Source organism: Halorussus limi (assembly GCF_023238205.1).
GTDB classification, from domain to species: domain Archaea; phylum Halobacteriota; class Halobacteria; order Halobacteriales; family Haladaptataceae; genus Halorussus; species Halorussus limi.
Genome location: NZ_CP096659.1, coordinates 98,570 through 112,090, shown reverse-complemented (window position 1 = coordinate 112,090; position 13,521 = coordinate 98,570). Strand labels below are relative to the sequence as shown.

The 13,521-nt window shown below is 66.7% G+C and carries 12 protein-coding genes and 1 tRNA gene; 7 read left to right on the top strand and 6 right to left on the bottom strand.

The window, feature by feature from the left end:
* Positions 1 to 165 precede the first annotated feature (165 nt).
* From M0R89_RS00535 to M0R89_RS00525, 3 genes are all read right to left on the bottom strand, one after another.
* Positions 166 to 549: a DUF8023 family protein gene (locus M0R89_RS00535; protein ID WP_248650616.1), complete on the bottom strand. Its 384-nt coding sequence runs from the start codon at positions 547 to 549 to the stop codon at positions 166 to 168.
* Between the two features lie 561 nt (positions 550 to 1,110).
* Positions 1,111 to 1,185 (bottom strand) — tRNA-Val (locus tag M0R89_RS00530).
* Positions 1,186 to 1,287: 102 nt separating this feature from the next.
* Positions 1,288 to 1,467 carry a DUF7553 family protein gene (locus M0R89_RS00525; protein WP_248650615.1) on the bottom strand — a complete coding sequence of 60 codons (180 nt, stop codon included), beginning with the start codon at positions 1,465 to 1,467 and terminating at the stop codon, positions 1,288 to 1,290.
* A gap of 201 nt (positions 1,468 to 1,668) precedes the next feature.
* Between M0R89_RS00525 and M0R89_RS00520 the strand changes: the two genes are divergently transcribed.
* On the top strand, positions 1,669 to 2,622 hold the full coding sequence (locus tag M0R89_RS00520; RefSeq protein ID WP_248650614.1) for an MBL fold metallo-hydrolase: 954 nt from the start codon (positions 1,669 to 1,671) through the stop codon (positions 2,620 to 2,622).
* Positions 2,619 to 4,379 (top strand): adenine deaminase C-terminal domain-containing protein, encoded by a 1,761-nt coding sequence (locus M0R89_RS00515; protein ID WP_248650613.1) that lies wholly within the window; start codon positions 2,619 to 2,621, stop codon positions 4,377 to 4,379. Before M0R89_RS00520 ends, M0R89_RS00515 begins: the two co-directional genes overlap by 4 nt.
* A gap of 28 nt (positions 4,380 to 4,407) precedes the next feature.
* Here M0R89_RS00515 and M0R89_RS00510 read toward each other — a convergent pair whose 3' ends face one another.
* Entirely contained in the window at positions 4,408 to 4,698 is a 291-nt protein-coding gene (locus M0R89_RS00510) for a hypothetical protein (protein ID WP_248650612.1), read from the bottom strand.
* A 93-nt stretch (positions 4,699 to 4,791) separates the two neighbouring features.
* Here M0R89_RS00510 and M0R89_RS00505 point away from each other — a divergent pair, with 93 nt between their 5' ends.
* Positions 4,792 to 5,664, top strand: a complete 873-nt coding sequence (locus tag M0R89_RS00505; RefSeq protein ID WP_248650611.1) for an NmrA/HSCARG family protein — start codon at positions 4,792 to 4,794, stop codon at positions 5,662 to 5,664.
* Between the two features lie 103 nt (positions 5,665 to 5,767).
* Here the strand turns inward: M0R89_RS00505 and M0R89_RS00500 are convergent, their stop codons facing one another.
* Positions 5,768 to 6,070, bottom strand: a complete 303-nt coding sequence (locus M0R89_RS00500) for a hypothetical protein (protein ID WP_248650610.1) — start codon at positions 6,068 to 6,070, stop codon at positions 5,768 to 5,770.
* Positions 6,071 to 6,201: 131 nt separating this feature from the next.
* Between M0R89_RS00500 and M0R89_RS00495 the strand changes: the two genes are divergently transcribed.
* The 4 genes from M0R89_RS00495 (at position 6,202) to M0R89_RS00480 (ending at position 10,574) form a co-directional block, all read left to right on the top strand.
* Positions 6,202 to 7,317: a M20/M25/M40 family metallo-hydrolase gene (locus M0R89_RS00495; protein WP_248650609.1), complete on the top strand. Its 1,116-nt coding sequence runs from the start codon at positions 6,202 to 6,204 to the stop codon at positions 7,315 to 7,317.
* A 139-nt stretch (positions 7,318 to 7,456) separates the two neighbouring features.
* Positions 7,457 to 8,773, top strand: a complete 1,317-nt coding sequence (locus M0R89_RS00490) for a methyl-accepting chemotaxis protein (RefSeq protein ID WP_248650608.1) — start codon at positions 7,457 to 7,459, stop codon at positions 8,771 to 8,773.
* Between the two features lie 102 nt (positions 8,774 to 8,875).
* Positions 8,876 to 10,123: a lactate racemase domain-containing protein gene (locus tag M0R89_RS00485; RefSeq protein ID WP_248650607.1), complete on the top strand. Its 1,248-nt coding sequence runs from the start codon at positions 8,876 to 8,878 to the stop codon at positions 10,121 to 10,123.
* A gap of 73 nt (positions 10,124 to 10,196) precedes the next feature.
* Entirely contained in the window at positions 10,197 to 10,574 is a 378-nt protein-coding gene (locus M0R89_RS00480; RefSeq protein ID WP_248650606.1) for a hypothetical protein, read from the top strand.
* 7 nt (positions 10,575 to 10,581) lie between these two features.
* Here the strand turns inward: M0R89_RS00480 and M0R89_RS00475 are convergent, their stop codons facing one another.
* Positions 10,582 to 13,419, bottom strand: a complete 2,838-nt coding sequence (locus M0R89_RS00475; protein WP_248650605.1) for an ATP-dependent helicase — start codon at positions 13,417 to 13,419, stop codon at positions 10,582 to 10,584.
* Positions 13,420 to 13,521: the final 102 nt, after the last annotated feature.

Genomic DNA, 13,521 nt, shown 5'->3' with positions numbered 1-13,521 from the left:
TCCGTCGCATTCGTGGGTTGCTGACGCCCGCTGAACAGGACTGGCAGGACCCAGAACCGGAGTGAGACACGCAGTCGACACAAGCAGGAAGACCGCGACAACTGACGCTACACGCCGCAGGAGGGGAGTACGTTCGTCAGACTGTGCATCATCATTCATAAGTTGTTATCCGAGGTAGGAAATGCTGGCCGCTGCGCCTGCTTCAAGCAGGAACACAGCGAGACCAACGAAGTCGTTACCAGTAATCGCGTTATTGACTTCAGGAACCCACTGCTGAATGACCATCACGAACAGCGCAGCGCCGAGAAGGGCGCGTTGCTCAAGTTCAGGGTCAGTCGAGTCGATTTCGTTCGTCGCGCCAATTCCGGCGAGAGACACGATACTGCCGACAAAGGCGTAGCTCGCGTCAAATCCAAGCGCGGTGAACAGGGTTTGGTTGAAGTCGATACCGAACAGGGAAATACTGCCGATCCCGGTCGCTACAACGCCGAACAGGGCGAATGCAGCGAGCAGTGGGATGTCGATTCCATCGAAATCAAAACTTGACATTCTATTGAATCACCGAATTAACTGTTTCTGGTCGGTTCAAACGCGAACACGCCGCGTATGCGGTATAAATCGTGTACGCGGGTCTGGGGACCACTCCAGACAACGTCACAGCCCGGTGATGGTTCGACGCTTAAAAACCCTTCATCGTGCAAACCAGTCTCACACCGTCTAGACCGAGACCCTCCAGATTACAAGTGAAAACCAGCAATTCAACCCTCGAACCCTTCGAAACCACGCTTATCATTTCGCTGACTTACGAACCTCGATTGTAAGTGTTTCTCCCAACACACCACCCCCGATACCGAGTTAAACGTTGACATATAGACCCCGTATTTTCTCTGCGTCACAGAACGAACTAGTCCAAGCTGACTCGGAGTGCTGCGAACGCTACCCCTTGCTGAGGTATATAAGGACTCACGCACTCCTTCAGAATAACCCCGTGACGTGGAAGGTGCGCGTCAGCCGAACTGGTGACTTCAAACCCAAAAACAGGACTCTCAAGACTACCACCGTGCAGCCGTCTTGCGATTATTGGTCCTTCAGAATGCGGAAACGAGCGAATGGGTCGGGGCGGATTCGAACCGCCGACCTGCTCCGTGTGAAGGAGCTGTCATAACCGGACTAGACTACCGACCCGGGCAGTCCATTCTTCCCCCTTCCCGGACTTAAGACTTACTTTACGGTCGGAAACGTGACCGCCGTCCGGGACTCTCCGCGCGACACGGAGCAGTCCCGGCGTCAGACTCGTTCGCGGGCCTTCCGCACCGCGCGCCGGGCGCGGGTCGTCGGCGTCTGCTCGCGGCCAGTGGCCTTCCGCACGCGTCGCTCGACGGGGGCCAGTTCCTCGCGGACACCCCGGGCGAGGTGTCTGCCCGCGCGCTTGCCGTAGTACCACGCGTCTTCGAAATGTTTGTTCATGTCTCACGCACCATTGTGTTCCTACGTGAAGGACAGATATAGCTCTTACTCCGACGGAGCACGGTCGCCACGAACTGCGAGACGCGCCACCTGCCGGCGGTGAAGATGCGCGCCGCCGGCGGTTTCCAGTCGCGCTACGTTTCCGTCCGAGCGCCGGAGCGTGTCAAAAACTGTTTATCGGCAGGCGGCCACAGTGTCCCTATGTTCACGCGGTTCTCGATACCGACGCCGTTCCAAGTCGGCCCGGTCAACGCCTACCTCGCTGGGCGGACGCTGGTCGACCCCGGACCGGGGAGCGAAGAGGCGTGGTCGGCGCTGCTCGACGAACTCGAAGCCCGTGAGATGGGCCCGGCCGACGTCGAACAGGTGTTGGTAACCCACCCGCACCCCGACCACTTCGGACTCGCCAAGCGGCTCCGGGAGGCGGGCGCGCGGGTCGTCGCCAGCCCCACGACCGCCGAGGTCATCGCGGACTTCGAGGCCCGACTCGACTACGAGCAGTCGTTCTTCGTGGACTTCTTCGAGACCCACGGGATGGCCCGCTCGACGGCCGAGACCATCACCGACCTGCCAGAGGTCTTCCTCAACGTCGCGCCTGGCGTCGAGACCGACACCACGCTCGAAGACGGCGAGACCGTCGACGTCACCGGAACCGCCCTCACGGCCGAGGCCGTGCAGGGCCACGCGGCCGGCGAGACCATCTTCACCTACGAGGCCGACGGAGAGAAGCGCGCCCTCGTCGGCGACCACGTCCTCCCCGACATCACGCCCAATCCCCTGCTCCAACCCCCGGCCGAGGAGGGCGGCGAGCGCCCGCGAGTCCTCCCGGCGTTCAACCGCTCGCTGGCGAGTCTCCGCGAGCGCGAGTTCGACCGCTTCCTGCCGGGCCACCGCGAGGAGATCACGAACCCCCGCGAGCGCATCGGCGAGATTCTGGACGCCCACGACGACCGGACCGAGAACGTCCGCGAAATCGTGGCGGACGGCCCGACCACCGCGGTCGAGGTGATGGAGGAACTGTTCGACGACCTGCCGGCGACCGAGTACTTCTCGGGGATGAGCGAGGCGGTCGGCCACCTCGACGTGTTGGACGACCGCGGCGAAGTCGACGCGCGCGAGCAGGGCGGCGTGGTCGTCTGGGAGGTGGCGGAGTGAACGACCTCCAGTCGGTCGCACTCGGCGACGGGGACGCAGACCTCGTCGTCACGGGCGGCCGGGTCTGCCTGCCCGAGAAGGGAGAGTTCCAGTCGCGCGACGTGGTCGTCGTGGACGGCCGCGTCGCCGCCCTCCCCGAGGACGCCGACCCGGTAATCGGCGACGAGACCCGGGTCATCACCGCGACCGACCGCGTGGTCGCGCCGGGGTTCGTCGACGCCCACACCCACCTCGACCTCCACCAGACGTTCGAGAACGCCTACCACTACGCCGTCGAGGCCGGCACTACCACGGTCGTCTCGGAGGTCACGGGCTACGGCCCGGCCTTCGGCGCGGAGGGCGTCGAGCAGTTCCTCGCGGCCACCTCGTACCTCCCGGTTCGCGTCCGGGCGGTCGTGCCCCCGCAACCCCTGCTCGACACCTTCGAACCGCGCTGGGCCGACGACGAGGAGGCCGAGGCCCTCGCCGACCTGCTGGCCGACGACCGCGTGGTCGGCGTCGGCGAGACCGACTGGATTCACGCGGTCGGCCGGGACACGCCCGCGGAACTGCTCTACGAGCGCGCGGACGCCGAGGACAAGACCGTCTCGGGCCACGCCGCCGGATGTTCGGGCGAGAAGTTCGCGGCCTTCGCCACGATAATCGACGACGACCACGAGGCCATCTCGGGCGAAGACGTCGTGGAACGCGTCGAGAACGGCGTCCACGCCATCGGGCGCTACGGTTCGATTCGCGACGACATGGACGCTATCGGCGACGCTTACCCCGACGTGCCAACCGCGGAACTCTCGCTCTCGACCGACGGGATGTGGCCCCGCGAACTCATCGACGAGGGGTGCATGGACGCGGTGGTCCGCCGGGCCATCGAGGAGGGCGTCGAACCCGCCGACGCCATCCGCATGGCGACGCTCAACCCGGCCCGTCACTTCGGACTGGCCGAGGAGGGCGTCGGGTCGCTCTCGCCCGGCAGCGTCGCCGACATCGTCCTCGTCGACGACCTCGACGAGGTGAACGTCACCACGGTCGTCAGCGGCGGGGAGGTCGTCTACAACAAGGGCGAGTCGAAGGTCGCGCCCCGGAACCACGAGTACCCCGACCACTTCTACGACTCGGTGAACGTCTCGGCCGACCCCGAGCAGTTCCGGGTGCCCGCCGACGCGGCCGGTCCCGGCGGCGAGGTCCGCGCGGTCGAGTACCAGCAGGGCCTACTGTCGGGCGAGACGACCGTCTCCCCGCCGGTCGAGGGCGACCGACTCGTCGCGGACCCCGAGTCGGGAATCCTCAAGGCGACCCTGCTCGACCGCCACCCGAGGCGCGACGCCTCCGACCGAAGCACGGACGCCGGAACCGGCTTCACCGGTTTCGTGACGGGTCTCGGCCTCGACTCGGGCGCGGTCGCCACCACGCTGGTCTGGGAGACCACGGGCGTCCTCGCAGTCGGCGCGGACGACGAGGCCATGCGGACCGCGGTCGAACGCGTCGCGGAGATGGGCGGCGGGTGGGCCGTCGTGGACGACGGGGACGTAATCGCGGAACTCCCGACTCGCGTCGCCGGCGTCTGCTCGGACCTCGAAGTCGAGGAGACCGCGAAACTCTACGACGCCGTGGAGTCGGGCCTCCGGCGTCTCGGCGCGGACGCGGAGCGTCCGATGCTGGCGGTCCAGACCATGACGTTCCCCGGCGTCCCGAAACTCAAGTTCTCGTTCTCGGGCTACGCCGACATCCTGAACCGGGAAATCGTCGGACTGACGCCCTGAGTCCGAAGCTCCGGCGCGCTCCGGCTTGCTATTCGAGCATCTCCTCTTCGGCCCCGGCGTCGCTCTCGTCGGGCGTTCGGACCTGCTCGTCGTCCGCTCGTTCGTCGTCCGCTCGCTCGTCGCCGCGGTCCTCGGGGTGCTCTCGGATGGTCCGAATCTGGTCGTAGGGGAAGAAGTTCCGCCCCTCCTCGCGGTCCAACCACACGCCGCTGTCGTAGAACTTCAGTTCGTGGCCTCGGACCGGAGACGTTACCTCTCGCTTGCCGCCCTGCTCGCCGGGTCGCTGGACGAGGTAGACGGAGTAGACACTCTCTGACATCGCAGCGGCAGTTCGACGCAGCGGAGCAAAAGCGTGTGGGTCGGTCCCACGGCCGACCGACTTATGCCTCCGTCCGTCGCACGCACGGTAACCATGCCGACGACAGTTCTCGTCACCGGCGCGACCGGGACACAGGGAGGGGCGGTCGCCGACCACCTGCTGTCAGGCGACCACGGAGAGTTCGAGGTTCACGCGCTGACTCGTCACCCCGAGAGCGGGGCGGCCCACGAACTCGCGGAGCGCGGGGCCGAGGTGGTGCAGGGCGATCTCGCCGAGAAGAACGTCCTCCGCCCCATCGTCGAGGAGGTAGACGCCGTCTTCGGCGTGACGAACTTCTGGGAACACGGCTACGACGACGAGGTGAAACAGGGGACCAACCTCGCCGAAGTCGCGGCCGAGGAGGGCGTCGACCACTTCGTGTTCAGTTCCGTCGGCGGCGCGGACCGCGATAGCGGCGTCTCTCACTTCGACTCGAAGTGGGAGATAGAGGGGCGAATCCGCGACCTTGACCTGCCCGCGACGGTCGTCCGGCCGGTCTTCTTCATGCAGAACTTCGAGGGGATGCGCGAGGAAATCGAGGGCGGCACGCTGGCGACCGGTCTCGGCGAGGGCGTCACCCTCCAGATGGTGGACGCGGACAACGTCGGCGGGTTCGTCGCCGAGACGCTGGCGGACCCCGACCGATACGTCGGCGAAAGCTACGAACTGGCCGGCGACGAACACACTCTCGAAAGCGCGGCCGAGGCCTTCTCCGACGTGATGGGTCGGGATGTCGAACCCGTTCACGTCCCCGTCGAGGAGATACGCGAGCAGATGGGCGACGAGTACGCCGAGATGTTCGAGTGGTTCAACGAGGCGGGCTACGACGCGGATATCGAGGCGCTCGGAACCGACCACGACGTGGAACTCACCTCGCTGGCGGAGTACCTCCGCGAACACGGGTGGGGGTCCGCCGACGAAGGATAGTGAGCGCGGCCGCGGAAAATCGCACGGCGGCGCGGCCCCGGACGTAATCCCTGACCGACGACTCCGCGACCGTCCGACGCCCGAGCGTCGAGGTATCGAGCGACTACCGCGACCGGAGGCGCGAGAACGGACCGCCGCCGGCCGCTTCTTCCTCCTCGGCCTCGGCGGCCCGCCGCGCTCGGCGGCCCTGAATCCGGTTGTACGCGACGCCGGCGCCGACGACGAGCGCCATGATGGCGAACGACTGGAGTTTCGGCTTGATAGACGGACGCCGGCGGGGTTCACCGCCGTCGGTGGTGGCCGACGACCCGCCGGACCCGAGCGAGAGGGACCGGCCCTCGTCGCTACCGGAGTTCACAGACCAACTGAACTCGGAGTCGTGGAAGTGGATTTCGAGGATTCCCATGGTCCGGACTTCGCGGACTGCGAACTTAGCGGTTGGGGCGGCCCCGTCGCCTCGGTGATATCGTCGCGTTTCGGACCTCCTGACAGAACACTTCCGTGACGTTCATTAGCACGAACCGACTCGACGGAGGTATGGACGAGCGACACCGCGAATTTCTCGACGACTTGCTCGCGACACCGAGTCCGTCCGGCTTCGAGGCCGACGTGCAACGGGTGTGGGTCGAGTACGTCTCGGAGTTCGCCGACGAGGTACGAACCGACGAGTACGGGAACGCCGTGGCGGTCGTGGAGGGTAGCGCGGAGCGAGACGCCGCGGACCGGTCGAGCGGGCAGGGCCCGCGAGACGGCGACCCCGCAATCGCGTTCACCGGGCACGCCGACGAAATCGGCCTGATGGTGAACAGCGTGGACGAGGACGGGTTCGTCCGCCTCTCGCGGGTCGGCGGCACCGACCGCACGGTCTCGAAGGGCCAGCACGTCGAGATTCACACCGACGACGGCGTGGTTCGGGGCGTCGTGGGCCAGACCGCCATCCACCTCCGGGACCCCGAGGACGAGGAGTTGGAGGACATCGCCGAACAGCACGTGGACATCGGCGCAGAGACCGAGGCCGAGGCCCGCGAACTCGTGGACGTGGGCGACCCCATCACCTTCGACACGCCGGTCCGCGAGTTGCAGGGCACCCGGATGGCGGCCCGCGGGATGGACAACCGCGTCGGTATCTGGGTCGCCGCGGAGGCCGCCCGGCGCGCGGCCGAGGCCGACGTGGACGCCACGGTCTACGCGGTCAGTACCGTCCAAGAGGAACTCGGTAAACAGGGCGCGAAGATGGTCGGGTTCGACCTGCCGGTGGACGCCGCCCTCGCGGTGGACGTGACTCACGCGGTCGATTCGCCCGACCTCGGGAAGGAGAAGGACCAGCACGGCGAGGTCGAGTTGGGCGCCGGTCCGGTCGTCGCCCGCGGGTCCTCGAACCACCCCGAGGTCGTCCGCACCGTCCGGGAGGCCGCGGCAGAGCGCGACCTGCCGGTTCAGTTGCAGGCCGCCGGGCGCTCGACCGGCACCGACGCCGACGCCTTCTACACCTCGCAGGGCGGCATCCCGTCGCTGAACGTCGGCCTCCCGAACCGCTACATGCACACCCCCGTCGAGGTCATCGACACCGAGGACTTGAACGCCGCGGCCGACCTGCTGGCGGCGTTCGCGGCGGAGTCGTCGGGGCGTGAATCCTTCTCGGTCGATATCTAAGCGACGCTCCGGCGCCCCTCTGACAGATAAAGTATTTTAGAATATTTTGGATTTAATTAACAACTAGTGTACTAACTCCGGTATATAGCTTCGAATATGATATATACCGCCTCTCGAAACGTTGGCGTGAATATCACAGATGGCTGTCAACGACACCTCTGAACGATTCGGACCGAGTACCCACACCGACGCGGGCGACTTCTGGCGAGGCGCGTTCGAACAACTCGTCGAACAATTGCCGGAACCCGCGTTCCTCGTGGACGACACCGGACACATCACGCGTTGGAACTCCGCCGTCGCGGAGATGACGGGGTACCCGTCCGAGGAGGTCGTCGGGAAGCACGCGTACGACGTCTTCGGGACCGAGGGGGAGGACGAGACGCTGGCCGAGACGGTGATTCGGACCGGCGAGGTCGTCCGCGAGGAGACGATTCGCTCTGCGGCGACCGCCGACGGCGACCGGGCCCACGCACGGGCGCTCGGCGTCCCCATCACCACACCCGACGGCGAGGTCGTCGGCGCGGTAGAGGTTCTCAACCGCGTCACCGCGCTGGTCGAACAGCGCGAGACGATTCGAGACCTCCAGCAGCAGATGACCGACGAGGTCGAGACGGCGGTGAGCGAACTCCGCGACTCGACCGCCGACGTCTCCGAGGACTCTCGGGAGGTCAGCGACCTCGCGCGGGAGCAGGAGGAAAACCTCCAACAGGTGCAGTCCGAGGTGTCCTCGCTGAGCGCGACGGTCGAGGAAATCGCGTCGAGCGCCGACGAGGTGAGCAAGCAGAGCGCCGAGGCGAAGGCGTCCGCCGAGGAGTCCGCCGAGAGCGCCGAGCGAACGCTCGAAACCGTCGACGAAGTCGCCGAGAAGTCCGAGGAGGTCGTCGCCGACGCCCAGAGCCTCGAAGAGCGCGTGGACGAAATCGACGAGGTCGTGGAGGTCATCGACGACATCGCCGAGCAGACCAACCTCCTCGCCCTGAACGCGAACATCGAAGCGGCGCGGTCGGACGGGAACGGCGACGGGTTCGCCGTGGTGGCGAACGAGATAAAGGAACTCGCCGAGCAGTCGAAAGACCGGGTGGACGAGATAGAGTCGATGGTCGAGGACGTGCGGGAGACGACCCACGACACGGTCGAGAAGATATCGGAGAACGACGAGCAACTCGACGAGGCCGCCGCCGACATCCGGTCGGTCGTGGAGAACCAACAGGACATCGTGGCGGCCGTCCAGCAGACCGACACCGGCGTCAGCCAAATCGCCGACACTACGGAGGAACAGGCCGCGAGCGCCGAGGAGATAGCGAGCATGACCGACACGGTGGTCGGACAGGCCGGTGACGTGTCCGACGCCGTCGAGGGCATCGCGGCCGCGAACGAGGAGCAGACCACGATGGTCCGGAACATCGCCGAGAGCATCGAGTCGCTCGAAGCGTCCATCGAGGACGTGATGGAGTGATTCGGGACGGAGAGCAGTAGACCGACGACTGGACGAGGCAGACCGACGAGAGACGGTAGCCGCGGAGCAACGATTTACGTTCGCCCCCACGTATCCCGACGTATGAAAGTTCCCTACGGAGACACCGCCGTCGAGGTTTCCCTGCCCGAGTGCGACGTGACGGTCGCCGAACCGCCGGGCGGCGACCCGGTTAATCCCCGAAACGCCGCCGAATCGGCGATGGCAGACCCTCACGGGCCGCCGCTCCGCGAACGCGTGGACGCCGACGACGAGGTGGCAATCGTCGTGACCGACGTGACCCGCGCGACGCCCGACGACGTGCTGGTGGACGCGCTGTTCGCGGACCTCCGCGAGGCGGGCGTCCCGCGCGAGCAGGTCTCCATCGTCGTCGGTCTCGGTCTCCACCGGCCGATGACCGACGAGGAGTTGCGCGCGGCGCTCGGCGGGTACGCCGACCTCGCGCAGAACCACGACGCCGAGGCGACCCGCGTGGTCGACGAACTCGAGGGACCCGACGGCGAGTCGGTCCCCGTCGAACTCAATCCGACCGTGGCCGACGCCGACGCCGTGGTCTCGACCGGGATGGTCGAACCACACCAGTACGCGGGGTTCTCCGGCGGCGCGAAGACGGTAGCCATCGGCGCGGGCGGCGAGTCGCTCATCCGCTACACCCACGGCCCGGCGATGCTCGCCCGAGACGGGGTTCGCCTCGGCAGAGTGGCGGGCAATCCGTTCCGCGAGACGCTGGACCGGGCGGGCGACCTGATAGGCGTCGATTTCTGTCTGAACGTCACGCACGGCCCGGCCGGAATTCTGGGCGCGAGCGCGGGCGACCACCGCGAGGTTGTCGAAGACCTCGCAGAGCTGTGTAAGAGCAATGTTTCCGTTTCCCTGAGCGATACGTACGATGCCGTCGTCGCGGGCGTCGGCGCGCCGAAGGACGCCAACCTCTATCAGGCCACGCGGGCCGCGACGTACGTCGCCTTGGGCGACTACGACCCGCTACGCGACGCGGGCCGAATCGTCGTTCCGGCCAGACTCGGCGAGGGCGCGGGCGAGGGAACCGGCGAGAAGCGATTCTACGACTGGCTCAGCGGTGCCGAGAGCGCCGAAACCCTGTACGAGGAGATGCGGCGGGGCTACGAACCCGGCGCACAGCGCGCGTTCGTCGTGGCCCGCGTCCTCCGGAACTACGGCCTCTACGTCACGAACAGCGAGGCACCGGAAGTCGTCGAGGACTGTCTCATGCACGCCCGCGAGTCGGTCGAAGACGCGATAGAACCGGGCAGCGACGTATTGGTGGTTCCCGACGCGCTCGACACCCTGCTCGTCGGCGAGCGCTCGTCGTGAAGTCCGGACCGTACGGTCCTGCCGCCCCAGTTCGTCCGATGCGTTTTTCTCTCCGTGCTTCGAGGCTCCGAGCATGCTACAGGCTCTCGCGCTGGTCGGACTCGCGTTCGGGGGCGCGTGCGTCGTCTTCGGCGCGGCGTGGCGTCGGGGTGCGCCGCGGTTGGACGAGCGGTACGCCGGAGACGAACTGGCCGCTAGGGCGACGCGCGACGGCGGTGCCCTCGCGTTCGCCGCGGTCGGACTCGGGGTGGCGCTGGTCGGCGTCGGCACGCTCGGAACGATGGCTCGACTCGCCGGACCAGCGGGGCCGAGCGGACCGCTGGCAACGCTCGGCGCGGCGATTCCGGCGCGAACGTTCGGCGGGCTTCTCGTCCTCGGGGGATTCGTCCTGTTCGTCGGCGCGGTGCTCGTTCCGGTCGCCGTGGAGCTCCGCGGCCGACTGCGCGGCTGACCCGTCGCTACTTGGCCGCCGAGGCCCCCTCGCTCTCGTACTCACCGCCGATTTCCTCCAGCACGCGGTCGTGGAACTCCTGCAGGACTGCGCTCTCGTCCTCGGCCAGCACCACGTCGCTGGCCATCAGCGTGGCGAGACCGAACGCCCGCGGCGTCGGCGTGTCGACGCGGTGTTGCGTGACCGCTATCTCGCCGGACTGGACGTCGGCCATCACGTCCTCGATTGCCGAGACGGCGAGTTTGTCCTCGATTATCTCCCGGTAGGTCTCCTCGATGACCGCGAACTCGTCCAACCCCTCGGCGAACCCCAGCAGCATCTCGCTGGAGACCTGCTGTTCGCTGGCGGACTTCTCGTAGCCCTTGTAGCGTTTCAGAATCATCAGCGACCGCGTGGCGTTGATGCGGAAGTACCGCTGGAGCAGGTCGGTGCCGTCGAGCGCCGACCGGAGGTCGCTTCGCACGTCCTCGGGGGCGATATCGCGCAGAATCTCGGCCACGTCCACCTTCCGGTTGAGCGGCATCGAGACCGTGAACCCGTGGTCGGCCACCGCGACCGAGACGTTGGTGTTGGCCGCGTTGGCACACCGGTAGGCCACGACCCGCGAGAGACCGTCGTTGAACCGCCGGCCGTAGTTCGAGTGGACGTAGTAGTGGCGCTCGTACTCGTCGCGGTCGAGTTCGACCTCCACCGCGAGGCGCGACGCCGTGCTGACGCTCTCGGGGCCGGCGTACCGGACCTGCTCGTCGAACATGCGGGCGAGGGCGCGGACGCTGTTCTCGTCCAGCGGGAACTCCCGTAGCCAGACCCGGACCGCGGGCTTGCCCCGCTTCTGGAACCGCTCCAGCAACTCGCCCTGAAAATCGAGGATGCCCCGGCCGAGGTCGTACGACAGCGGCAGGCGCTCGGAGAACCACGAGGGGACGGTCGGCCGACCGCTGGTCCGGTCGACGTACACCTTCGACCCCCGGCGGTACTGGTACTCGAAGTTCTGGCCGCCGAGGACGAACACGTCGCCCTTCTCCAAGGTGTCGAGGTACTCCTCGTCTAAGTCGCCGACCCACTCGTTGTCCGACCGGGTGAACACGTCGCAGGTAAAGGAGTCGGGAATCGTCCCGATGTTGGTCATGTAGATGACCCGCGCCAACCTGCCGCGCTTGCCGACGAGCGGTTCGCCCACCTCGAAGTCGGGGTAGTGGTGTTCGCCGTCGGGCGGGTCGTTCTCGTCGCGCCAGATTTTGGCGTAGACGTTCTTGTCCTCCAGTCCCTCGTAGTCCGACGTGAGATATCGGAACAGCGTCTCGAACTGGTCGTCCGAGAAGTTCCGGTACGGGTACGCGCTCCGGAGAATCTCGCGGACCTCCCGCTCGGGTCGCACGTCGTTGATGGCCATGCCGTAGACGTGCTGTGCCGCGACGTCGTAGGCCTCCTCGGGCACGAACACCCGGTCCACGAACCCCTCCTCGGCCTTCTTGAGCATGACGGCGCACTCCACGAGTTCGTCGCGGTCGAGCGCGACGACTCGCCCGGTCACGGTCTGGCCGAGTTGGTGGCCCGCCCGGCCGACGCGCTGGAGCAGGGAGGCGACCGATTTGGGCGACCCAACCTGCACCACGAGGTCGATGTGCGGCATGTCGATGCCGAGTTCGAGGCTGGTCGAGGTCGTCACCACGTCGAGTGTCCCGTCCTTGAGGTCCTGCTCGATGGACTGGCGGGCCTCCTTCGAGAGGCTTCCGTGGTGACACCCGGAGTTGTCCTCGTCGTACGCGTCGTATCGCTCCCGGAGATTCTGAAGCACCCGCTCGGCGCCCGAGCGGGTGTTCGTGAAGACGAGCGTGTTGGTGTGGTCGGCGATTAAGTCGTGCAACTGGTCGTAGAACCGCTCGTTGACCACGTCGCGGGGCGTGGCGATGAGGTCGTCGGTCGGACACTGCAACTCGATGTCGAACTCCCGGACGAACCGGGTGTCGACGATTTCGCACTCGCGGGGCGTCGCGCCGGTCTCCGCCCCGTCGCCGCCCGCTTCGTCGCCCGCGCTCGTCTCCCCGTCGGGGCCGCTCGCTCCTCCGTCGCGGTCGCCCGCTTCCCCACCGCTCGTCTCGCACCCGACCAGAAACTCCGCGATGTCTTCGAGCGGTTCGACGGTCGCCGAACAGCCGATTCTCGTCGGCGATGTCTCGGCCATGCGTTCGAGTCGCTCCAGGCTCACCGCGAGGTGGGTGCCCCGCTTGCCGCCCGCCAGACTGTGAATCTCGTCCACGACGACGTACTCGACGGTCTCCAGTTTCCTCTTGAACTTCGGGGAGTTGAGCAGGATGGCCAGCGTCTCGGGCGTCGTGTTCAGGATGTGGGGCGTCTCGGTCAGCATCTTCTGGCGCTCGGCGTCGTCGGTGTCGCCGTGCCGGATGGCGTGGCGGACCGACGGTTCGCCGTCCATCCGCTCGGCGATGCCTCGCAGGGGCACCTCCAGATTCCGGTGGATGTCGTTGGCCAGCGACTTGAGCGGCGAGACGTAGAGGCAGTAGACGGAGTTGTCCAGTCCCTCGTCCCGTTCGCGTTCGCGGCGGAACAGTTCGTTCAGGATGGCGGTGAAGGAACTGAGCGTCTTCCCGCTCCCGGTCGGGGACGCGACCAGCGCGTTCCGGCCTTCGTGGACGAGCGGGATGGTCTCCTTCTGTGGCGGCGTGAAGAAACCGCCGTTCTCGGGGGCGTACTCGCCGAACTCGTCGACCCACCACTCTCGGACCTCGGGTTCCAGCAGTTCGAGAACGGCGGCGTCGTCGAGTTCGACGGAGTCGGCGTCGAAGTCGAAATCCCCGCGCGCCAGCAACTCGCGCGCTCCCATATTGGCGATTGGTTAGGTGCCGACGGTTAAGTCGGTTTGGCCTCCGGAGTGAAAGTGAAACCGGCGCAGTCGGGCGAGTATCCGCGCCTGAATTGGCTCGGC